The organism is Enterobacter sp. MG-EB028 (assembly GCF_056673305.1).
Genome location: NZ_CP195079.1, coordinates 1,428,920 through 1,451,075 on the forward strand (window position 1 = coordinate 1,428,920; position 22,156 = coordinate 1,451,075).

Genomic DNA, 22,156 nt, shown 5'->3' on the forward strand with positions numbered 1-22,156 from the left:
GAAAAATAGACCAGGTTTAGTCACAGGGTTCTGGTAGTTTTGTCTATTTGAGTTTGTTAACATTCTGCTAAATTATCGTGGGTAAGGTTACCCGGATAAGGGAGATATGATGAAGCAGGCATTACGTGTAGCATTTGGTTTTTTAATGCTGTGGGCAGCAGTCCTGCACGCAGAAGTACGTATCGAGATCACCCAGGGGGTGGACTCGGCACGCCCAATCGGTGTTGTTCCGTTCCAGTGGGCCGGTCCTGGCGCTGCACCTGAAGATGCTGGCGGCATCGTGGCGGCTGACCTGCGTAACAGCGGTAAATTCAACCCGTTAGATCGTTCTCGTCTGCCTCAGCAGCCGGGTAGTGCGCAGGAAGTACAGCCTGCTGCATGGTCTGCGCTGGGTATTGATGCGGTGGTTGTGGGTCAGGTTACCCCTAACCCGGACGGCTCATACAACGTGGCCTGGCAGCTGGTGGATACCGGCGGTGCACCGGGTACCGTTCTGGCACAGAACTCTTACAAGGTCACGAAACAGTACCTGCGCTACGCGGCACACGCGGCCAGCGATGCGGTATTCGAAAAACTGACCGGCATTAAAGGTGCGTTCCGTACCCGTATTGCTTATGTGGTGCAGACCAATGGTGGTCAGTTCCCGTACGAGCTGCGCGTCTCTGACTACGACGGTTACAACCAGTTCCTGGTAAAACGCTCTTCACAGCCGCTGATGTCTCCAGCCTGGTCTCCGGACGGGTCTAAACTGGCGTATGTTACCTTTGAGAGCGGTCGTTCTGCGCTGGTTATCCAGACGCTGGCTAACGGTGCGGTTCGTCAGGTTGCGTCGTTCCCACGTCACAACGGTGCGCCTTCCTTCTCTCCGGATGGGTCTAAACTGGCGTTTGCGCTGTCTAAAACCGGTAGCCTTAACCTGTACGTGATGGACATTGGCTCCGGCCAGATCCGTCAGGTGACCGATGGTCGCAGCAACAACACCGAACCATCATGGTTCCCGGACAGTCAAAACCTGGCGTTTACCTCTGACCAGGCCGGCCGTCCACAAATCTATAAAGTGAACATCAACGGCGGCGCTCCGCAGCGTATTACCTGGGAAGGTTCTCAGAACCAGAACGCAGACGTGAGCAGCGACGGTAAATTCATGGTAATGGTCAGCTCCAATGGTGGGCAGCAGCACATTGCCAAACAAGATCTGGTAGCGGGTGGCGTTCAAGTTCTGTCGTCAACGTTCCTGGATGAAACGCCAAGTCTGGCACCTAACGGCACTATGGTAATCTACAGCTCTTCTCAGGGGATGGGATCTGTGCTGAATCTGGTTTCTACAGATGGGCGTTTCAAAGCGCGTATTCCGGCTACTGATGGACAGGTAAAATCACCTGCCTGGTCGCCGTATCTGTAAATAATAATTAATTGATTACTAAAGGAATCATAGAAATGCAACTGAACAAAGTGCTGAAGGGGCTGATGATCGCTCTGCCTGTAATGGCAATCGCAGCGTGTTCTTCTAACAAGAACGCCAGCAATGACCAGAGCGGCGAAGGCATGATGGGTGCCGGTACCGGTATGGACGCGAACGGCAATGGCAACATGTCTTCTGAAGAGCAAGCGCGTCTTCAGATGCAGCAGCTGCAGCAGAACAACATCGTTTACTTCGATCTGGATAAATACGACATCCGTTCTGACTTCGCTGCGATGCTGGATGCTCACGCTAACTTCCTGCGTAGCAACCCATCTTACAAAGTCACCGTAGAAGGTCACGCGGACGAACGTGGTACTCCAGAGTACAACATCTCCCTGGGTGAACGTCGTGCTAACGCCGTTAAGATGTACCTGCAGGGTAAAGGCGTTTCTGCTGACCAGATCTCCATCGTTTCTTACGGTAAAGAAAAACCTGCAGTACTGGGTCACGACGAAGCGGCTTACTCCAAAAACCGTCGTGCCGTACTGGTTTACTAAGAGAATTGCATGAGCAGTAACTTCAGACATCATCTGTTGAGTCTGTCGTTACTGGTTGGAATAGCGGCCCCCTGGGCCGCTTTTGCTCAGGCACCAATCAGTAGTGTCGGCTCAGGCTCGGTAGAAGACCGGGTCACTCAGCTCGAGCGCATTTCTAACGCTCACAGTCAGCTTTTAACCCAACTCCAGCAGCAACTTTCCGATAACCAAAATGATATTGACTCTCTCCGCGGTCAGATTCAGGAAAGCCAGTATCAGCTTAACCAGGTTGTGGAACGTCAGAAGCAAATCTTGTTGCAGATAGATAGCCTGAGCAGCGGTGGTGCAGCAGCACAGCCAGCGGCAGGCGATCAGAGCGGTGCAGCGACCTCCGCACCCGCACCGTCTGCTGATGCTTCAGCCTCAACAGGGGCGCCTGTACAGAGCGGTGACGCAAATACGGATTACAATGCGGCCATTGCCCTGGTGCAGGATCAGTCTCGTCAGGACGACGCGATTGCTGCGTTTCAGAACTTTGTTAAGAAATACCCTGATTCAACCTACCAGCCAAATGCCAATTACTGGCTCGGTCAGCTGAATTACAACAAGGGTAAAAAGGACGATGCGGCGTTTTATTTTGCCTCAGTGGTGAAAAATTACCCGAAATCGCCGAAAGCGCCAGACGCGATGTATAAAGTTGGCGTGATCATGCAGGACAAAGGCGACACGGCGAAAGCCAAAGCGGTTTATCAGCAGGTGGTCGCAAAATTCCCTGGCACCGAAGGTGCTAAGCAGGCGCAAAAACGCCTGAATTCGATGGGATGATTATCGCATGACCAGAAATCGCGTTATTTCTGGTCGTGCAGCATGATTCGTAAGCAGTTAAGTGATCTTCATCGAAATTTTTGTTGCGCAGAATTCTTAAATCAGTAATATATGCCGCCGTTGCCACGGGATATCAAACAACGTGAAAACAGCGTAAAAGTGGGTCGTTAGCTCAGTTGGTAGAGCAGTTGACTTTTAATCAATTGGTCGCAGGTTCGAATCCTGCACGACCCACCACTTAACGCATTACCGGCAGTACAGAGTGGGTGATTAGCTCAGTTGGTAGAGCATCTCCTTTACACGGAGGGGGTCGGCGGTTCGAGCCCGTCATCACCCACCACTCGGGTCGTTAGCTCAGTTGGTAGAGCAGTTGACTTTTAATCAATTGGTCGCAGGTTCGAATCCTGCACGACCCACCAATTTTATTGGTTCCGAGTGATAATTCAGGCAACACCCAAATGGGTCGTTAGCTCAGTTGGTAGAGCAGTTGACTTTTAATCAATTGGTCGCAGGTTCGAATCCTGCACGACCCACCAGCCTGAATAAATTTGAAGTACATCCCGCAAGGGGTCGTTAGCTCAGTTGGTAGAGCAGTTGACTTTTAATCAATTGGTCGCAGGTTCGAATCCTGCACGACCCACCAGTGTAGAAAGGCGCCCTAAAGGCGCCTTTTTGCTATCTGCGCTACAACAAATGCTCTGCCCATCTATTCCCAGTGACTTTTCACTCCGGATTCGCTATCTTGTTTAGTATATAAAACACAATTGCCGCGCGTTTTGCTTTGTCATGCAAAAGAAAGGCAATATTGTTAAGCCAGTAAAACGAGAAGCCATAATGAGTGTGATGTTCGATCCTGAAGCCGCCATCTATCCGTTTCCGCCAAAGCCTGTTCCGCTGAGCCAGGATGAAAAACAATTCTATCGCGAGAAGATCAAACGGCTTCTCAAAGAGCGCGATGCGGTGATGGTGGCCCATTACTACACCGACCCGGAAATTCAGCAGCTGGCGGAAGAGACCGGGGGTTGTATTTCTGATTCACTGGAGATGGCTCGCTTCGGGGCAAAACATCCCGCTTCCACGCTGCTGGTTGCAGGCGTGCGTTTTATGGGCGAAACGGCAAAGATCCTGAGCCCGGAAAAAACCATTCTGATGCCGACGCTTAACGCGGAGTGTTCACTCGATCTCGGCTGCCCGATTGATGAGTTCACCGCATTCTGCGATGCCCATCCTGACCGAACCGTGGTGGTTTACGCCAACACCTCCGCGGCGGTAAAAGCGCGCGCAGACTGGGTGGTCACGTCGAGCATCGCCGTTGAGCTTATTGAGCATCTGGACAGCCTGGGTGAGAAAATTATCTGGGCCCCTGACCGCCATCTTGGAAAGTATGTCCAGAAGCAGACGGGCGCTGACGTTCTCTGCTGGCAAGGTGCGTGTATCGTTCACGACGAATTCAAAACCCAGGCGCTGGCGCGCATGAAGGCGCTTTATCCTGATGCCGCCATTCTTGTTCACCCAGAATCACCGCAGTCGATTGTTGATATGGCCGATGCCGTTGGCTCAACCAGCCAGCTTATCAACGCGGCCAGGACGCTGCCGCACAAGCAGCTCATTGTGGCGACCGATCGCGGTATTTTCTATAAGATGCAGCAGGCCGTGCCGGAGAAAGAGCTCCTGGAAGCGCCAACGGCGGGGGAGGGCGCGACGTGCCGCAGCTGCGCGCATTGCCCGTGGATGGCGATGAACGGCCTGAAAGCTATTGCCGAAGGGCTCGAGACGGGCGGTGCGGCGCATGAAATCCACGTCGATGCCGCCCTGCGTGAAGGTGCGTTAATTCCGCTTAACCGCATGCTGGATTTTGCGGCTACACTACGTACTTAATTTAAAAACGCCCTGGGGAAAAGATGGATTTTTTTAGCACGCAGAACATTCTGGTTCATATACCGATTGGTGCAGGTGGCTATGACCTGTCATGGATTGAAGCCGTAGGCACGCTGGCGGGTTTGCTGTGTATCTGGCTGGCAAGCCTTGAGAAGATCGGTAACTACGCGTTCGGCCTGATTAACGTCACGCTGTTTGCGATTATCTTCTTCCAGATCCAGCTGTATGCCAGTCTGCTTTTGCAGTTGTTTTTCTTCGCCGCCAATATTTACGGCTGGTACGCCTGGTCCCGGCAAAACAGCCAGCAGGAGGCTGAGCTGCAGATCCGCTGGCTGCCCCTGCCAAAAGCCATCGCCTGGTTCGTTGCCTGCGTGGTTGCCATTGGTTTAATGACCGTCTATATCAACCCGGTGTTTGCGTTCCTGACCCGCGTTGCCGTTTCGGTCATGTCCGCTATTGGCCTGAACGTGACGATGCCGGAGCTCCAGCCGGATGCCTTCCCGTTCTGGGACTCTTGCATGATGGTGCTGTCGATTGCGGCGATGGTCCTGATGACGCGCAAATACGTTGAGAACTGGCTGCTGTGGGTCATCATCAACGTCATCAGCGTGGTAATTTTTGCTCTGCAGGGCGTCTATGCGATGTCGCTGGAGTATCTGCTGCTGACCTTCATTGCCCTGAACGGTAGCCGAATGTGGATTAACAGCGCGCGTGAGCGAGGCTCTCACGCGCTTTCCCGCTAATGGTGGTGATGATGTGAATGGTCGGGCTGCGCCTCGTTAAGGTGGCAGTCCGGCCCGTTACAGGGCTGATACTCCATCTGGATGGTGGCGTGGCCAATCTCGTAGTGATGTTCAAGAAAATGCTGGATGCGTTCAAGCAGCGCGTCGTGGTCATGAGGCGGGATCACCTGGGCGTGCAGCGTCATGACCGGTTTCTCCCCCACCAGCCAAACGTGCACGTGATGCACGTTGCGTACTTCCGGAACTGAGCGGCGCAGGTTACGTTTCAGCTCGTCAATGTCTATGGATGTCGGTGCACCTTCAAGAAGTTCATTGACGCTCTCCTTCAGCAGCCGCCAGGCGCTTCGCAAGACCAGACACGACACCAGCACGGAGAGAATCGGGTCGACGGGCGTCCAGCCGGTATTGAGGATCACCAGCGCGGCGACAATCGCTCCGACCGAGCCGAGTAAATCTCCCAGAACGTGCAGGGCCGCAGCGCGCACGTTGAGGTTCTTTTCCCCGCTGCCGCGGTGCAAAATCCAGAACGCGAGGATATTCGCCAATAGTCCCGCCACGGCAATGACCATCATCGTTGTCCCGGCGATCGGCTGAGGGTGCCTGAAGCGCTGTACGGCCTCCCAGACGATAAGAAGGGTGATCGCCACCAGCGCGATGGCATTAACAAACGCGGCGAGGGTCGTCAGCCTCAGCCAGCCGAAGGTATGGCGTGCGTTGGGCGGGCGGCGAGCAAACTGCACCGCCAGCAGGGCGAAAAGCAGCGCGGCGGCATCGGTCAGCATATGTCCGGCATCAGCCAGCAGCGCCAGAGAGCCGGAAACCAGGCCGCCAATGACCTCAATAACCATAAACGTGGCCGTGACGCCAAAGGCCAGCATGAGTCGTTTTGCGTTGTCATTTCCGGGAGAAGATGCGTGTGAGTGGGTGTGCGCCATGTCTGCTTTCCTGATTCGTTATTATTTTAGTGTAGCGTTTTTAACAGGTTACTCCAAAAAGAAAGGAGAGCCAGGGCTCTCCTTTCGCATTTAAAGCATCAAGAATTACTGGGTTGTGCCATCAGTTTTGGTATTGGCGTCGTTACCCACTTTGTCGTTCGGATCGGGACATTTGCCGTCCTTACACATCGAGTTCTTATGAACCTCATCCGAGCTCATATTGTCATGATTCATGGTGTCGGAAGCACCACCGTTCGGATGCAGCATGGTGCCGCCGGTATTGGTGTTCCCGGTATTGATCTGGCTGTTATCGACATTGTTCGGGGCGATATTCTGTTTCGCATCAGGCGCAACCTGGCCTGCTGCTGCTGCCGCATTGGCATCACCGTTGCTGTCTGAAGTACCCGTTTCTGCGGCCAGGGCGCTGCCGCTGGCAAGGGTGAGTGTGGCAGTCAGGAAGAGGGTTGTCAGTTTTGTCATTTTCATCATGGTGCTCCTGTTCTTGTCGTTACGCTGGATAACATTCTCCAACAGTGCATCTTTTTAGAGGCGAAAGATTCCGCCTTACGGACTTACGTCAGTATGGAATCGCGTTTAAGCGTGTAAAAATGGTTGTTACAGTTAAAAAGCTTAGGTTAGATCTCATTTTTCGCTATTTTGTGGCGATTTTTAGGCGAATTCCAGGAATTATCTGCGTGAAGTGTAAAACCGTGTTTACACTTCCTGGTCGACAAGATAGATTGAAAGGATTGCTTTCATTACTAAAGATATGGCAGAGCTGGAAAGAAGATGAATTATCAGAACGACGATTTACGCATTAAAGAGATCAATGAGTTATTACCTCCTGTAGCGCTCCTTGAGAAATTCCCCGCCACTGAAAATGCCGCAAACACGGTTTCTCATGCTCGTAAAGCGATCCACAAGATCCTGAAAGGTAATGACGATCGTCTTCTGGTGGTGATTGGCCCGTGCTCCATTCACGATCCTGCCGCTGCGAAAGAGTATGCGGCCCGTCTGCTCGCCCTGCGTGAAGAGCTGAAGGACGAGCTTGAAATCGTGATGCGCGTCTATTTTGAAAAACCGCGCACGACAGTGGGCTGGAAAGGGCTGATTAACGATCCGCACATGGATAACAGCTTCCAGATCAACGACGGCCTGCGCATTGCGCGCAAGCTGCTGCTGGAGATCAACGACAGCGGCCTGCCAGCTGCCGGCGAGTTCCTGGATATGATCACGCCACAATACCTGGCAGATCTGATGAGCTGGGGCGCGATTGGTGCCCGCACCACTGAATCTCAGGTCCACCGCGAGCTGGCTTCCGGTCTCTCTTGCCCGGTGGGTTTCAAAAACGGCACTGACGGTACCATTAAGGTGGCTATCGACGCCATCAACGCAGCGGGGGCACCGCACTGCTTCCTGTCTGTGACCAAATGGGGTCACTCTGCCATCGTTAACACCAGCGGTAACGGCGACTGCCATATCATTCTGCGCGGTGGCAAAGAGCCAAACTACAGTGCAAAACATGTGGCAGAGGTGAAGGCCGGGCTGGAAAAAGCCGGGCTGCCGGCGCAGGTGATGATCGACTTCAGCCACGCCAACTCCAGCAAGCAGTTCAAAAAGCAGATGGAAGTGGGGGCAGATGTCTGCCAGCAGATCGCCAACGGTGAGAAGGCGGTAATTGGGGTGATGATTGAAAGCCATCTGGTTGAAGGTAACCAGAATCTGGAAGGTAGCGAGCCGCTGGTGTATGGCAAAAGCGTGACTGATGCCTGCATCGGCTGGGAAGATACCGATGCCATCCTGCGTCAGCTGGCGAATGCGGTAAAAGCGCGTCGCGGCTGAATTCTCAGGCACAAATAAAAAAGCGCGGAAGGCTCCGCGCTTTTTTTACGTCCGGCGAAAATTATTTCGCTTTACCCTGATTCGCGACAGCCGCTGCTTTCGCTGCGATTTCGTCCGCGTTACCCAGGTAGTAGTGTTTGATTGGCTTGAAGTTTTCGTCGAACTCATACACCAGCGGTACGCCAGTTGGGATGTTCAGTTCGAGGATCTCGTCTTCACCCATGTTGTCCAGGTATTTCACCAGCGCGCGCAGGGAGTTACCGTGAGCGGCAATGATCACGCGCTCGCCGCTTTTCAGACGTGGCAGAATGGTTTCGTTCCAGTAAGGCACAACGCGGTCGATGGTCAGCGCCAGGCTCTCGGTGGTTGGCAGCTCAGCGTCGGTCAGTTTCGCGTAACGCGGGTCGTGGCCCGGGTAGCGCTCGTCATCTTTGGTCAGCTCTGGTGGGGTGACCGCGAAGCCGCGACGCCACTGTTTAACCTGCTCGTCACCGTATTTCTCAGCGGTTTCCGCTTTGTTCAGGCCCTGCAGCGCACCGTAGTGACGCTCGTTCAGTTTCCAGGATTTCTCAACCGGCAGCCAGGCCTGGTCCAGTTCGTCCAGCACGTTCCACAGGGTATGGATGGCACGTTTCAGCACAGAGGTGTAAGCAAAATCAAAGCTGAAGCCTTCTTCCTTCAGCAGTTTACCTGCTGCTTTTGCTTCGCTTACGCCTTTCTCAGACAGATCAACGTCGTACCAACCGGTAAAGCGGTTTTCGTTGTTCCACTGGCTTTCGCCGTGACGCACCAGAACCAGCTTAGTAATAGCCATCTCTTACTCCTCAAGCATTTTTAGAATGATAACAATTCTCATTATATTGCCGTGGCGGTGCCACCAGCAACGCTTAACCCTAACCATAGCGAAAATAGTCTCTGAGTGTAAGATGCTTGTGAATCCAGGGTTATGATTTTGTCTGCGATCGGCGCTATTTTCAGCAAGACGCGCAGAAAAAAGCCCTCCGATGGGAGGGCTGGAAATCAATGCGGAATGAAATGATACTCTGTGACGCTCACGTACTCTTCGCCCGGGCGCAGCACGCAGTCCGGCTGCGGCCATTCAGGATGATTGGGGCTGTCCGGCAGGAATTCGCTCTCCAGCGCCAGCCCTTGCCAGTCGCTGTACTCATCGTGTTCGCGCGCCGTCGTGCCGCCAAGATAGTTGCCTGAGTAGAACTGCAGGGCAGGGGCGGTGGTATACACCATCATCTGCAGCTTCTCATCCGCAGACCAGACCTGCGCGGCAGGCTGTTTTACATCACCTTTGGCGTGCAGCAGGAACGCGTGATCGTAGCCTTTCACCTTGCGCTGATCGTCATCGCTCAGGAAATCCTGGGCGATAACTTTAGCGCTGCGGAAATCAAAGCTGGTCCCGCTCACGTCTTTAAGGCCCTGATACGGAATGCCCATCTCGTCAACCGGCAGATAAGCGTCAGCCAGGATCTGCAGCTTGTGGTTACGCACGTCGCACTGGTTGCCGTCCAGATTGAAGTAGGCATGGTTAGTCAGGTTGACCGGACACGGCTTATCGACCGTCGCACGGTATTCAATGGCGATTCGGTTGTCGTCGGTCAGCGTGAAGCGCGCGGATGCGATAAGATTCCCCGGGAAGCCCTGATCGCCATCAAGCGAATCCAGTGAGAACAGCACTTCCCCGTCGTTTTGACGAACAATCTTCCAGCGGCGTTTGTCAAAGCCGTCCGGCCCGCCGTGCAGCTGGTTCTCACCCTGGCTTGGAAGCAGGGCGTACTGGACGCCGTCGAGCTCAAAGCGGCTCTTCGCGATACGGTTGGCATAGCGCCCTACGGACGCGCCCAGATAGGCGGATTGATTGACATACTGCTCAGGCGAGGCGCAGCCGAGCAGGGTTTCGCGCACGCTGCCGTCCGGCATTGGTACGCGGGCTGATAGCAGGGTCGCACCCCAGTCCATAAGCGTAACCACCATCCCCGCGCTGTTGCGCAGGGTTAACAGGCGATACGGCAGACCATCCGGTGCGAGGGTAGGTGTTTCGTTTAGCACTGTCCGGCTCCTTGTGATGCTTTACATACATAGAACGTTTCTTTGATGCCCGTTTGCGCTTCGTACTGCTTCGCCACGGCGTCCTGGACGGCAGGGACCAGCTCTTCCGGAACCAGCGCAACGATGCAGCCGCCAAAACCGCCGCCCGTCATACGTACGCCGCCTTTGTCGCCAATGACCGCTTTCACAATGTCCACCAGGGTGTCGATCTGCGGCACGGTGATTTCAAAATCATCGCGCATGGAGGCGTGAGATTCTGCCATCAGTTCACCCATGCGTTTCAGGTCACCTTTCGCCAGTGCGGACGCGGCTTCAACGGTACGGGCGTTCTCCGTCAGCACGTGACGTACGCGCCTGGCGACAACCGGATCCAGTTCGTGCGCCACTTTGTTAAATTCATTGAGCGTCACGTCGCGCAGGGCAGGCTGCTGGAAGAAGCGCGCACCGGTTTCGCACTGTTCGCGGCGGGTGTTGTATTCGCTGCCCACCAGCGTGCGTTTAAAGTTGCTGTTGATAATCACGACGGCCGCGCCTTTTGGCAGCGGAACGGCTTTGGTGCCCAGCGAGCGGCAGTCGATCAGCAGCGCGTGCTCTTTTTTGCCCAGCGCAGAGATCAGCTGGTCCATAATGCCGCAGTTGCAGCCCACGAACTGGTTTTCCGCTTCCTGGCCGTTCAGCGCAATTTGCGCGCCGTCCAGCGGCAGATGATACAGCTGCTGGAAGACGGTTCCCACGGCCACTTCGAGCGAGGCCGACGAACTTAAGCCCGCACCCTGAGGCACGTTGCCGCTGATGACTAAATCGGCACCGCCGAAGTGCTTGTTGCGCTTCTGCAGATGCTTCACCACGCCGCGTACGTAGTTAGACCACTGCTGGCTGTCGTGCGTCACAATCGGGGCATCGAGGGAAAACTCGTCCGTCTCATTACCGTAATCTGCCGCAATGACGCGGACTTTGCGGTCGTCGCGCTTCGCACAGCTGATGACCGTCTGGTAATCGATGGCGCACGGCAGCACGAAGCCGTCGTTATAGTCGGTGTGTTCACCGATCAGGTTAACGCGGCCGGGCGCCTGGATAACGTGGGTGGCAGGGTAGCCAAATTTCTCAGCAAACAGGGATTGTGTTTTATCTTTCAGACTCATTTTTTAGACTCCTGATTCGCGATAGTGGACGTCGCTAACGGCGCGCAGGCGTTCTGCCGCCTGTTCCGCCGTCAGGTCACGCTGGGTTTCCGCCAGCATTTCATAGCCCACCATAAATTTACGCACCGTCGCAGAGCGCAGCAGCGGCGGGTAGAAATGGGCGTGCAACTGCCAGTGCTGATTCTCTTCCCCGTTAAACGGTGCGCCGTGCCAGCCCATGGAGTACGGGAAGGAGCACTGGAACAGGTTGTCGTAACGGCTTGTCAGTTTTTTCAGCGCCAGCGCCAGGTCGTCGCGCTGCGCGTCGCTGAGATCGGTAATGCGCTGAACGTGCGCTTTCGGCAGCAGCAGCGTTTCAAACGGCCAGGCGGCCCAGTAGGGCACGACGGCCAGCCAGTGCTCGGTTTCCACCACGGTACGGCTGCCGTCGGCCAGCTCACGCTGAGTGTAGTCCACCAGCATGGGTGAGCCGTTTTCTGCGAAATAGGCTTTCTGCAGACGATCTTCACGCTCGGCTTCGTTGGGCAGGAAGCTGTTCGCCCAGATCTGGCCGTGTGGATGCGGGTTAGAGCAGCCCATCGCCGCGCCTTTGTTTTCGAACACCTGCACCCACGGATAGCTCTGCCCCAGCTCAGCGGTTTGCGCCTGCCAGGTGCTGACCACCTCTTTCAGCGCGTCCACGCTCAGCTCTGGCAGCGTTTTGCTGTGATCGGGCGAGAAGCAGATCACGCGGCTGGTACCGCGCGCGCTTTCGCAGCGCATCAGCGGGTCGTGGCTTGCGGGGGCGTCCGGCGTGTCGGTCATCAGGGCGGCAAAATCGTTGGTGAAGACGAAGGTGCCCTTGTAGTCCGGGTTTTTATCTCCGGTGACGCGCGTATTGCCCGGACACAGGAAGCAGTCCGGGTCATGCTGTGGCAGCGTCTGTTTTGCAGGCGTCTCCTGCGCCCCCTGCCAGGGGCGCTTGGCGCGATGCGGGGAAACCAAAATCCATTGCCCGCTTAACGGGTTAAAACGACGATGCGGATGATCGACGGGATTAAACGAAGTCATGACGGATCCTTAGTCCGGATAGCCTTGCGGGTGGCGTGACTGCCAGTGCCAGGTATCCTGTGCCATTTCATCAAGCGTGCGGGTGACACGCCAGTTAAGCTCTTTATCGGCTTTGGTGGCATCGGCCCAGTAAGCAGGCAGGTCGCCATCACGACGCGGAGCGAAGTGGTAGTTCACCGGCTTACCGCAGGCTTTGCTGAAGGCGTTAACCACGTCCAGCACGCTGCTGCCGACCCCGGCGCCGAGGTTATAAATATGCACGCCCGGTTTGTCAGCCAGCTGCTGCATGGCTGCAACGTGGCCGTCTGCCAGATCCATCACGTGGATATAGTCGCGCACGCCGGTGCCGTCTTCGGTGGGGTAGTCATTACCAAAAATGGCCAGCGACTCGCGACGGCCTACCGCCACCTGGGCGATGTACGGCATTAAGTTGTTCGGAATACCCTGCGGATCTTCACCCATATCGCCGGACGGATGGGCACCGACCGGGTTGAAGTAGCGCAGCAGCGCGATGCTCCACTCCGGCTGCGCTTTTTGCAGGTCGGTCAGGATCTGCTCCACCATCAGCTTGCTTTTGCCGTACGGGCTTTGCGGCGTACCGGTCGGGAAGCTTTCCACGTAAGGGATTTTGGGCTGATCGCCGTAGACGGTGGCGGAGGAGCTAAAGATAAAGTTTTTGACGTTCGCCGCGCGCATGGCGGAGATCAGACGCAGGGTACCGTTGACGTTGTTGTCGTAATACTCAAGCGGTTTCGCAACCGATTCACCAACTGCTTTCAGGCCCGCGAAGTGGATCACCGCTTCGATGGCGTGGTCGTGAAGGATCTCGGTCATCAGCGCTTCGTTGCGGATGTCGCCTTCCACGAAAGTTGGCTGTTTACCGCCAAGACGTTCAATTACCGGCAGCACGCTGCGCTTACTATTGCACAGGTTGTCGAGGATGATCACATCGTGACCATTTTGCAGCAGCTGCACACAGGTATGACTTCCGATGTAACCGCTACCACCTGTTACCAGAACTCGCATAATTCGCTCCATTGGGCTTATGGTATGTAATAACCATAGCATAACAGAGACGCGAAAAGTGTGACATGGGATAAAATAGTGGAATCGTTTACACTCGTTTTTACACTCGCTTTTTCGATGAGTCAGAGCATTCTAGATCAAAGAGATAGCGATGTATTGATGCAAGTTATCTGAAAAGAGGAGGGCGGTGCCCTCCACGGTTAATCGACGCTGCTGAGAAGGTAGCGATAACCCTCGCCGTCCGCGACAAACTCCAGGCGGTGGGTAATGCAGGAAGGGGCATCTTCGGCATGGTGTGAAACGAACAGCAGCTGCGTTTCACCTTCGCTAATCAGCACGTCTACAAAGCGGCGGATCAGCTGTCGGTTGAGCGGATCCAGCCCCTGCAGCGGTTCGTCGAGGATCAGAAGCGTAGGGTGTTTTACCAGCGCGCGAACGATCAGTGCCAGGCGCTGCTGCCCCCACGACAGGCTATGAAACGGCGCGTCAGCGACCCGGCTGTCCATGCCCAGAATATCCAGCCACTGCTGGGCCAGCTTGCGCTGTTTGTCCGACACCGCCTGATAAATGCCGATGGAATCAAAATAGCCGGAAAGGATCACGTTGCGTACCGTGGTACTAACCCGGTAATCAAGATGCAGGCTGCTGCTGACGTAGCCGATGTGCTTTTTGATATCCCAGATGGTTTCGCCGCTGCCGCGACGCCGCCCGAAAAGCGTCAGATCGTTGCTATAGCCCTGCGGGTGATCGCCGACGATCAAGCTCAGCAACGTTGATTTTCCCGCGCCGTTAGGGCCGACAATCTGCCAGTGCTCGCCAGGATTGACCGTCCAGCTGAGGTGGTTAAGGATCGGACGGTCATCATAGGAAACCACCCCGTCGCGCAGAACGATAAGCGGCTGCCGGGGATCGAGACCGTGGCGCGCTGCCGGCGCGTCGGGCTCCGGCAGCGCAATACCCGCCAGCTTTTCGCTGTGCGCAAGCTGGGCAATGAGCGCCTGCTTGAGCAGCGCAGATTTTTCCCCGGTTTCGATCAGGCTGCAGTCTGCCAGCACGCCCGCGTTCTGCACGAAATCAGGAATTTCATCAAAGCGGTTCAGCACCAAAACGATCGTATAGCCTTCCTGATTCAGAGAGCCCAGGAGGGCGGCAAGCTGGGCGCGGGAGTGAACATCCAGCCCGTCAAAGGGCTCATCCAGAATCAGCAGCTCCGGCTGGCCCATGAGCGCCTGACACAGAAGCGTTTTCCGCGTCTCGCCGGTAGAGAGGTATTTAAACCGCCGGTTCAGCAGAGCGGAGATGCCAAATTGTTCCGCCAGATGCTGGCAGCGAGCGGGATCTTTCACCTCATCCTGAATAATCTCCGCCGCCGTGCGACCGGTGTCTTCTTCACCAGGACTGAGTAAATCGGTGTTATTGCGCTGCCACTCGTCGCTTACCAGCTTTTGCAGCTGTTCAAAGGACAGGCGCGTCACGCGTTTGAAATTGCTCTGGAATTCGCCTTTGAGAAGGGGAAGCTCTCCGGCCAGCGCCCGGGCCAGCGCGGATTTACCGCTGCCGTTGGTGCCGACAAACGCCCAGCTTTCACCCGCGCGTATTGTCAGATCGGCAATCTTCAGCGTTCGGGTATCGCTAAGACGAAACGTACCTTGCGAAATATGCAATGATGACATGATGTATCCCATTTTTTGCAGCAACTGCTGTCAGGGATACGCACTGTCGGCACGATTGTCAATGCACTCAGCACAATGTGGCGATAATCACCCGGTCTGCGTTGAAATATGCGGTGACGATAGCACCTTCTTCTAAACCGTCCGCCTCGCTGAGCGGGACCGTCGCGCAAAGGGTTTGTCCGTCTGCCAGGGGCATCAGCACCTCGCACTGCTCTTTGCCGCGTTCGATATGGCTGATGGCGCCGCGCAGCTGGTTATCTGCGGCCTTTGCCTTGTCCGGGTCACGCGTGATGTTGACCCAGGGCGCTTTCAGCAACACCAGCACCTCTTTACCTTCGTCCAGATTGAGGCGCTCTGCGCTCTGCGCCGTTATCGCCGCTTTCAGACGGGTGACGCCATCGGCAAGCAGGATCTCAATATGCTGCTGTACCTGGAGATTATCGCGCGCCGTCACCGTACCAAACCACTGGTTGCGGGCGCTGGTCTGTAACGAGAAGCGGGAAATGGCGGCCAGCAAGCTGTCCAGCGGAACGTTATCGTCGTCACTCAATACATCGAACGCTTTTTGCTGGATTTGTCCCAGGAGATCGTAGAGCTGAATCAGACGCTGGCCGTAACGTGTGACGACAGCCCCGCCACCGCCTTTGCCCCCTGTGGCTCTGTCCACCAGCGGTTGTTCGCTCAGGGTGTTCATTTCATTGATGGCATCCCAGGCGCTTTTATAGCTAATCCCGGCATTCCTGGCTCCCTGGCTAATTGAGCCGGTCTGTTCTATCTGTTTAAGCAGGGCAATACGCCGGGGGTCGGCGAAAAGCTTTTGCTGAAGTCGGAGAGTAAGAAGAATTTCGGCCTGCATAACAGTGTCCTGGCAAAAAGAATATTGTGACCCAAATGGTGCAGGGCGCAAAGGGCACCGCACAAAAGGGGATGTTTTTCTTACTTTTCAGGGTAGAATAGCCCATTCACAAAATCTGGAGAAAACCATGTTAGAGTTGTTGAAAAGTCTGGTATTCGCCGTGATCATGGTACCAGTAGTGATGGCCATCATCCTCGGTGCCATCTACGGCCTGGGTGAAGTGTTCAACGTCTTTTCGAATATCGGTCACAGAGACCGTGCGAAAAAGCAGCATTAATTTCCCACAAAACGCCCGGCTTGCCCGGGCGTTTTGCTCTCAAGATTTTTTCATTTTCGCCGATATTATTAAGATATCCGTCCGCCTTACCCCTTGAGCGGTACGATTTACCGCTGGGATCTCCCTGAAGATATCGTTATATTAATTTGTATATAACGCTACTCACAGGAGTTACAGATGGCACGTTCATGGGTACGCCTTTTCGCAGGGGCAACGCTGACGCTTTCACTTACCGGACACGCGCTGGCGGACGAGGGTAAAATCACGATCTTTGCGGCGGCGTCACTGACCAACGCGCTGCAGGATATCGCGGCGGCGTATAAAAAAGAGAAAAACGTCGAGGTGGTCTCCTCTTTTGCCTCTTCTTCGACGCTGGCGCGCCAGATAGAAGCGGGCGCACCGGCGGATCTGTTCATCTCGGCTGACCAGAAGTGGATGGATTACGCGGCGGAGAAGAGAGCGATTGATGCAACAACCCGCGAAACGCTGCTGGGGAATAGCCTGGTTGTCGTGGCACCAAAAGCCAGCGCGCAGGCGGACATCACCATCAATAAAGAGACCAACTGGATAAATCTGCTGAACGGTGGGCGTCTGGCAGTGGGCGATCCGGAGCACGTTCCGGCCGGGATCTATGCCAAAGAAGCGCTGCAAACGCTGGGGGCATGGGAGGCATTGTCGCCGAAGCTGGCCCCGGCGGAAGACGTGCGCGGCGCGCTGGCGCTGGTGGAACGCAACGAAGCTCCGCTGGGCATTGTGTATGGCTCCGATGCCGTTGCCAGCAAAGGCGTGAAGGTGGTGGCAACATTCCCGGAAGATTCCCACAAGAAAGTGGAATATCCTGTCGCGATTGTTGATGGACATAAAAATGCGACCGTAACGGCCTTCCGCGATTATCTGAAGGGGCCGGAGGCGTCCGCAATCTTTAAACGTTATGGATTTACGACTCACTGATGATACTGACCGATCCTGAATGGCAGGCTGTTTTGCTGAGCCTTAAAGTCTCTTCCCTGGCGGTTGCGCTGAGTTTGCCCTTTGGGATCTTCTTTGCCTGGTTACTGGTTCGCTGTCGGTTTCCCGGCAAAGCGCTACTCGACAGTGTACTTCATCTCCCCCTGGTTTTACCGCCTGTGGTGGTCGGTTACCTGCTGCTGATTTCGATGGGGCGACGCGGTTTTATCGGCGAAAGGCTCTACGACTGGTTCGGACTCACATTCGCTTTTAGCTGGCGCGGTGCGGTGCTGGCGGCGGCGGTGATGTCATTCCCGCTGATGGTGAGGGCAATCCGCCTCGCGCTGGAAGGCGTGGACATGAAGCTCGAACAGGCGGCCCGCACGCTGGGCGCCGGACGCTGGCGCGTCTTTTTCACCATCACGCTCCCGCTTACGCTGCCGGGCATTATTGTCGGGACGGTGCTGGCCTTCGCCCGCTCGCTGGGCGAGTTCGGCGCGACCATCACGTTTGTGTCGAACATTCCCGGTGAGACGCGAACCATTCCGTCGGCCATGTACACCCTGATTCAGACGCCGGGGGGGGAGAGTGCCGCAGCGCGGCTGTGCATCATCTCAATCGTACTAGCCCTGGTTTCGCTGCTGGTTTCTGAATGGCTGGCCCGGCTGAGCCGCGAGCGGATGGGGAAATAACGATGCTGGAACTGAATTTCACCCAGACGCTGGGAAACCATACCCTGACGCTTAACGAGACGCTGCCTGCAAGCGGCATCACCGCCGTCTTCGGCGTGTCGGGGGCGGGAAAAACGTCTCTGATTAACGCCATCAGCGGCCTGACGCGCCCGCAGTCAGGACGTATTGTCCTGAATAACCGCGTCCTGAATGACGTGGAGAACAAAGTTTACCTCTCACCGGACAAGCGCCGCATCGGCTACGTTTTCCAGGACGCGCGCTTGTTCCCGCACTACAGCGTGCGCGGCAACCTGCGCTACGGCATGGCGAAAAGCATGGCCGGGCAGTTTGACAAGCTGGTCACGCTTTTAGGCATTGAGCCTCTGCTCGACAGGCTGCCGTCCTCACTCTCCGGCGGAGAAAAACAGCGGGTGGCCATTGGCCGCGCGTTGCTGACCGCCCCCGAACTGCTGCTGCTCGACGAGCCGCTGGCCTCGCTCGATATACCGCGCAAGCGCGAACTTCTGCCTTATCTGCAGCGACTGACGCGTGAAATTAATATTCCGATGCTCTACGTCAGCCATTCGCTGGATGAGATCCTTCATCTGGCCGACAAAGTGCTCGTGCTGGAAGAGGGCAGCGTGAAGGCCTTCGGCAACCTGGAAGAGGTGTGGGGCAGCAGCGTAATGCACCCCTGGTTACCGAGAGAGCAGCAGAGCAGCATCCTGAAGGTCAGCGTTCTGGAACATCATCCGCACTACGCGATGACCGCGCTGGCGCTGGGTGACCAGCATCTGTGGGTCAATAAGATCGATAAACCGTTACAGTCCGCGCTGCGAATTCGCATCCAGGCGTCGGACGTCTCGCTGGTGCTGCAGCCGCCGCTGCAAACCAGTATTCGCAATATTCTGCGCGCCAAAGTGGCGGAGTGTTTTGATGATAACGGGCAGGTGGAGGTGAAGCTTGAAGTCGGCAGCAGGACGCTCTGGGCGCGCATCAGCCCGTGGGCCAGGGATGAGTTAGCAATCAAGCCCGGCCTGTGGCTTTACGCGCAAATTAAGAGCGTCTCAATCACCGCTTGATTACAGCAGGTGGGTATAAATGTACTGCGCGATGCTGTCGGTGGTATTGTCGCCAATCACCACGTTGGCGCGCGCTTTCACCGCGTCGTCGGCATTGCCCATCGCCACGCCCGTACCGGCGGCTTCCAGCATGCTGATGTCGTTGTAGTTATCGCCGAAGGCGATCACGTCCTGCATCGACCCGCCTTTTGATTCCACATACTGCGTCAGGCGCTTGCCTTTGCTGTTACCCTTGCGGGCAATATCCACCTGATCGTGCCAGGACCATTCGCACTCCAGCCCCAGCGTTTCCTCGACGTGCTTCGCGAAGGTATTCAGTTTGGTGGTGTCTTCATCCGTCAGGGCGAATTTCCAGATAGCCTCAACATCCCGGGCCGCCTGGCGCAGGGAGGAAACCTGGGTAAAGACCGGGCGCTGCGCTTCAGGCAGGGACAATGCCCAGTTGCTGGTGCGCACCACGTGGCCGGTAGGGCGCTCGTACACCATCGCGTTATCTACGTACATGAGACCGTGTACGTCATGCTCATCCAGCAGATCAATCAGTTGCAGCGCCTGCGGAACCGGCAGCGGGTCGGCGGCTAAAACCTTTTTTGCCTGATAATCATACAAGTGTGTTATGCTTATACAAACAAAAATTAGAAGGTCGCCCATGAAAAAAGTCTTTGTGTATCACCGTGTTAGCTCCGATCAGCAGCTCGACGGGTCAGGCATCGCACGCCAAGCAGAACTATTAGAAGGCTACTTAGAGCGAACTGGCATTTGTGCGGAAATGGACGATCCAGCCCCAGTAGTACTATCGGATCAAGGTGTCTCAGCCTTTAAGGGTTTAAACATCTCAGAGGGTGAGTTAGGGGCATGGATGGAACAAGTACGTAATGGTATGTGGGATAGTTCTATTTTGGTAGTGGAATCTATAGACCGCTTTAGTCGTCAGAACCCGTTTGATGTGATGGGTTACATCAATGCTCTGATGGCACATAACGTAGCTATTCATGATGTAATGGCTAACATAGTTATCAGCCGTAGTAATTCTAAAGATCTACCTTTTGTAATGATGAATGCTCAACGGGCATATGATGAATCTAAGTATAAAAGTGATCGTATTCGTAAAGGCTGGGCGAAGAAACGCGAACAAGCATTTAACAAAGGTACTATTGTAACTAATAAACGTCCTCAATGGATCGAAGTAGAAAACGATAAGTATGTAGTTAATGAGAAAGCGGCAGTAGTTAAAGAGATTTTTGCTCTTTATCAAACTGGCATGGGATGTCCAACTATTGCCAAACAACTTCAAAGGAAAGAAGGTGAGCAATATAAATTTAATCGTCCGTGGACTGGTGAACTTGTCCATAAGATTCTTACTAATCGCCGTGTAACAGGTAAGATTTTCATTTCAGAAATCATCCGTAACCATGATGATATTGAAAATCCAGTAACTCAGAAAAAGTACGATATGGATGTGTACCCTGTAGTGATTAATGAAGAAGAATTTGAATTAGTACAGGAATTGCTAAAGTCTCGTCGTCCTAATGCTGGACGTGTTACCGTGAAGAAAGATGGACAGGAAGAAGTACTGATTAAAAGTAATTTGTTTAGTGGTATCGCTCGTTGTACTGAATGCGGCGGGCCAATGTATCATAATGTGGTTCGTGCTAAACGTACACCAAAGAAAGGTGATCCCAAAATTGAGGAATACAGATACATCCGTTGCCTCAATGAACGTGATGGACTTTGTGAAAACAAAGCTATGACCTATGAAACGGTAGAACGATTTGTAGTAGAACATTTGTTAGGGATGGATCTTAGTACTGTAATGAAGGAACAGGAATTTAATCCTGAAATAGAAGTGTTGCGTATCCAGATTGATCAAGTTAAAGATCAAATCACTAACTATGAAAATGGTATTGAACGCCGTAAAAGTGCTGGTAAACCTATATCTTTTGATATGCGTGAAGAACTCGATGATGCTAAATCAGAGTTAGAGAGATTGTTAGCACGACAGGCTTCATTAGCTACAGTACAAGTAGATGTGCCAGTATTACAGGAAGTTAACGTTACTGAATTGTATGATGTGAATAACGTAGATATACGCACACGTTATGAGAGTGAACTAAACAAGATTGTTTCTAATATTCGTCTAAAGCGTAATGGTACATCTTACACTATTGATATTAACTACAAGCAGAATGAGCTAAAAAGACATGTGCTTTTTGTTGAGAATAAGAAGAAAGAACAAACGTTAATCAGTGAGGTGATCATTGAAGATGTAGATGGTGCTAAGTTCTATTATACCCCTTCATTCATGATCATGCTTAAAGATGGTGAAATCCGTTTTCAGCAGACTAACGAAGATCTTTCAATCATTGATTACTCGCTATTGCTGAACTATATAGATGCTGTAGATCGGAATGATGCGGTAGGTGTTTGGATGCGTAATCAATTCAATTTTCTGACTTCTAACTAATCTCCGCATTTGAGGGTGTTTTTCTCCTGTATCTACTAAATACTACAAATAGTCAGATACAGGAGGAAACATAAATGACTAACTTTCTAATTGAGATAATCGCTACACTAATCTACATGTTCGTACTATTCCCAATGTTCTTAATACTCAATCTCTTCTTTATGATTCTTGTAGTACTTCTAATACCAGTGAAGATCCCAATGGTTAAAATGAAAATTGAGAGATTTTTGGAACGCCGCTGATTTCCAGGGTATAATATAGGGTGTCAAGGCGAAACTTGGGACAAACCAAATTAATGTGATATAATATAGCTATAGACATTCAAGTGGGATTATTCAACATCCCTTGAAATAATTAATAAATAACATGTAGCTGATCAAGTCGAAACGATCACCTATTGCGAAGTATACCTTTGTACGGGTTAAGGTACTAGATAGTTGTATACATATAAATTCCTCATTAAAAACTCCTGTAATTAAAGAATCCCCATTCGTGGGGATCTTTTATGGTTTTAATTTTGATGAATTTGTTAAACATATAAAAGGAAAAAACATGAAAGAAAAGAAATCGGTAAGCGTTGGTGTACGCCTCAATGAAACACAAGCGGCACACATTCAAAAACTAGTGGATGATGGTAAAGCTAAATCTATTAGCAGTGCTATTCAGTACTTGATCAATATGTCAATGATTACGGGGGAATAAGATAACTAGTATAAAGGTTGTCTACTAACCTTACGATAAGTAG

At 53.6% G+C, this 22,156-nt stretch carries 21 protein-coding genes, 5 tRNA genes and 1 pseudogene; 17 read left to right on the plus strand and 10 right to left on the minus strand.

Going from position 1 to position 22,156, the window contains the following annotated elements; genetic code table 11:
- The first annotated feature begins 109 nt into the window (after nucleotides 1-109).
- The 10 genes from tolB to pnuC all read left to right on the plus strand — a co-directional run bounded on the left by tolB (nucleotide 110) and on the right by pnuC (nucleotide 5,384).
- Complete coding sequence (gene tolB / locus ACR42C_RS06720) at nucleotides 110-1,402, plus strand: Tol-Pal system beta propeller repeat protein TolB (protein ID WP_116343916.1); 1,293 nt, start codon at nucleotides 110-112, stop codon at nucleotides 1,400-1,402.
- A gap of 35 nt (nucleotides 1,403-1,437) precedes the next feature.
- The gene (gene pal / locus ACR42C_RS06725; protein WP_003858578.1) at nucleotides 1,438-1,959 is read left to right on the plus strand and encodes a peptidoglycan-associated lipoprotein Pal; all 522 of its coding nucleotides are present in this window, start codon (nucleotides 1,438-1,440) and stop codon (nucleotides 1,957-1,959) included.
- Between the two features lie 9 nt (nucleotides 1,960-1,968).
- Nucleotides 1,969-2,763 (plus strand): cell division protein CpoB, encoded by a 795-nt coding sequence (gene cpoB / locus ACR42C_RS06730; protein ID WP_116343917.1) that lies wholly within the window; start codon nucleotides 1,969-1,971, stop codon nucleotides 2,761-2,763.
- A gap of 161 nt (nucleotides 2,764-2,924) precedes the next feature.
- Nucleotides 2,925-3,000 (plus strand) — tRNA-Lys (locus ACR42C_RS06735).
- 27 nt (nucleotides 3,001-3,027) lie between these two features.
- Nucleotides 3,028-3,103, plus strand: a tRNA-Val gene (locus ACR42C_RS06740).
- A 3-nt stretch (nucleotides 3,104-3,106) separates the two neighbouring features.
- Nucleotides 3,107-3,182, plus strand: a tRNA-Lys gene (locus ACR42C_RS06745).
- 41 nt (nucleotides 3,183-3,223) lie between these two features.
- Nucleotides 3,224-3,299 (plus strand) — tRNA-Lys (locus ACR42C_RS06750).
- Between the two features lie 31 nt (nucleotides 3,300-3,330).
- Nucleotides 3,331-3,406 (plus strand) — tRNA-Lys (locus ACR42C_RS06755).
- Between the two features lie 191 nt (nucleotides 3,407-3,597).
- The gene (gene nadA / locus ACR42C_RS06760) at nucleotides 3,598-4,641 is read left to right on the plus strand and encodes a quinolinate synthase NadA (RefSeq protein WP_232935961.1); all 1,044 of its coding nucleotides are present in this window, start codon (nucleotides 3,598-3,600) and stop codon (nucleotides 4,639-4,641) included.
- A 23-nt stretch (nucleotides 4,642-4,664) separates the two neighbouring features.
- A complete protein-coding gene (pnuC, locus tag ACR42C_RS06765; RefSeq protein ID WP_116343341.1) occupies nucleotides 4,665-5,384 on the plus strand; it encodes a nicotinamide riboside transporter PnuC in 720 nt (239 codons plus the stop codon).
- Here pnuC and zitB read toward each other — a convergent pair.
- Entirely contained in the window at nucleotides 5,381-6,319 is a 939-nt protein-coding gene (gene zitB, locus ACR42C_RS06770) for a CDF family zinc transporter ZitB (RefSeq protein WP_163330750.1), read from the minus strand. The two genes, pnuC and zitB, sit on opposite strands and share 4 nt — an antisense overlap.
- A 105-nt stretch (nucleotides 6,320-6,424) precedes the next feature.
- Entirely contained in the window at nucleotides 6,425-6,805 is a 381-nt protein-coding gene (locus ACR42C_RS06775) for a protein YbgS (protein ID WP_116343343.1), read from the minus strand.
- 303 nt (nucleotides 6,806-7,108) lie between these two features.
- On the opposite strand from ACR42C_RS06775, the gene aroG reads away from it, so the two are divergent.
- Nucleotides 7,109-8,161 (plus strand): 3-deoxy-7-phosphoheptulonate synthase AroG, encoded by a 1,053-nt coding sequence (gene aroG, locus ACR42C_RS06780; protein ID WP_316380474.1) that lies wholly within the window; start codon nucleotides 7,109-7,111, stop codon nucleotides 8,159-8,161.
- 61 nt (nucleotides 8,162-8,222) lie between these two features.
- Here aroG and gpmA read toward each other — a convergent pair whose 3' ends face one another.
- The 7 genes from gpmA to modE all read right to left on the minus strand — a co-directional run bounded on the left by gpmA (nucleotide 8,223) and on the right by modE (nucleotide 15,969).
- Nucleotides 8,223-8,975 (minus strand): 2,3-diphosphoglycerate-dependent phosphoglycerate mutase, encoded by a 753-nt coding sequence (gpmA, locus tag ACR42C_RS06785; protein ID WP_008501111.1) that lies wholly within the window; start codon nucleotides 8,973-8,975, stop codon nucleotides 8,223-8,225.
- 206 nt (nucleotides 8,976-9,181) lie between these two features.
- On the minus strand, nucleotides 9,182-10,222 hold the full coding sequence (galM, locus tag ACR42C_RS06790) for a galactose-1-epimerase (protein ID WP_316380473.1): 1,041 nt from the start codon (nucleotides 10,220-10,222) through the stop codon (nucleotides 9,182-9,184).
- Nucleotides 10,216-11,364, minus strand: coding sequence for a galactokinase (galK, locus tag ACR42C_RS06795; RefSeq protein WP_479984913.1), 1,149 nt, complete (start codon nucleotides 11,362-11,364; stop codon nucleotides 10,216-10,218). The genes galM and galK overlap by 7 nt, the downstream gene beginning before the upstream one ends.
- A gap of 3 nt (nucleotides 11,365-11,367) precedes the next feature.
- Complete coding sequence (gene galT, locus ACR42C_RS06800) at nucleotides 11,368-12,414, minus strand: galactose-1-phosphate uridylyltransferase (protein ID WP_163330754.1); 1,047 nt, start codon at nucleotides 12,412-12,414, stop codon at nucleotides 11,368-11,370.
- Nucleotides 12,415-12,423: 9 nt separating this feature from the next.
- Nucleotides 12,424-13,440 carry a UDP-glucose 4-epimerase GalE gene (gene galE / locus ACR42C_RS06805; RefSeq protein ID WP_041910754.1) on the minus strand — a complete coding sequence of 339 codons (1,017 nt, stop codon included), beginning with the start codon at nucleotides 13,438-13,440 and terminating at the stop codon, nucleotides 12,424-12,426.
- A 200-nt stretch (nucleotides 13,441-13,640) separates the two neighbouring features.
- Nucleotides 13,641-15,113, minus strand: a complete 1,473-nt coding sequence (modF, locus tag ACR42C_RS06810) for a molybdate ABC transporter ATP-binding protein ModF (RefSeq protein ID WP_316380472.1) — start codon at nucleotides 15,111-15,113, stop codon at nucleotides 13,641-13,643.
- 67 nt (nucleotides 15,114-15,180) lie between these two features.
- Complete coding sequence (modE, locus tag ACR42C_RS06815; RefSeq protein ID WP_316380471.1) at nucleotides 15,181-15,969, minus strand: molybdenum-dependent transcriptional regulator; 789 nt, start codon at nucleotides 15,967-15,969, stop codon at nucleotides 15,181-15,183.
- Between the two features lie 127 nt (nucleotides 15,970-16,096).
- On the opposite strand from modE, the gene ACR42C_RS06820 reads away from it, so the two are divergent.
- From ACR42C_RS06820 to modC, 4 genes are all read left to right on the plus strand, one after another.
- Entirely contained in the window at nucleotides 16,097-16,246 is a 150-nt protein-coding gene (locus ACR42C_RS06820) for an AcrZ family multidrug efflux pump-associated protein (RefSeq protein WP_013097516.1), read from the plus strand.
- 177 nt (nucleotides 16,247-16,423) lie between these two features.
- Entirely contained in the window at nucleotides 16,424-17,197 is a 774-nt protein-coding gene (gene modA, locus ACR42C_RS06825) for a molybdate ABC transporter substrate-binding protein (protein ID WP_316380470.1), read from the plus strand.
- Nucleotides 17,197-17,886: a molybdate ABC transporter permease subunit gene (gene modB, locus ACR42C_RS06830; RefSeq protein WP_116343351.1), complete on the plus strand. Its 690-nt coding sequence runs from the start codon at nucleotides 17,197-17,199 to the stop codon at nucleotides 17,884-17,886. Before modA ends, modB begins: the two co-directional genes overlap by 1 nt.
- 2 nt (nucleotides 17,887-17,888) lie before the next feature.
- The gene (gene modC, locus ACR42C_RS06835; RefSeq protein WP_116343352.1) at nucleotides 17,889-18,947 is read left to right on the plus strand and encodes a molybdenum ABC transporter ATP-binding protein ModC; all 1,059 of its coding nucleotides are present in this window, start codon (nucleotides 17,889-17,891) and stop codon (nucleotides 18,945-18,947) included.
- Here modC and ACR42C_RS06840 read toward each other — a convergent pair.
- Nucleotides 18,948-19,565 (minus strand): annotated as a pseudogene (locus ACR42C_RS06840) (pyridoxal phosphatase); the annotation flags it as partial.
- Between the two features lie 31 nt (nucleotides 19,566-19,596).
- On the opposite strand from ACR42C_RS06840, the gene ACR42C_RS06845 reads away from it, so the two are divergent.
- Nucleotides 19,597-21,411: a recombinase family protein gene (locus tag ACR42C_RS06845; RefSeq protein ID WP_171877445.1), complete on the plus strand. Its 1,815-nt coding sequence runs from the start codon at nucleotides 19,597-19,599 to the stop codon at nucleotides 21,409-21,411.
- Nucleotides 21,412-21,963: 552 nt separating this feature from the next.
- Complete coding sequence (locus ACR42C_RS06850; protein ID WP_171877446.1) at nucleotides 21,964-22,113, plus strand: hypothetical protein; 150 nt, start codon at nucleotides 21,964-21,966, stop codon at nucleotides 22,111-22,113.
- The last annotated feature ends 43 nt before the right edge of the window (nucleotides 22,114-22,156 follow it).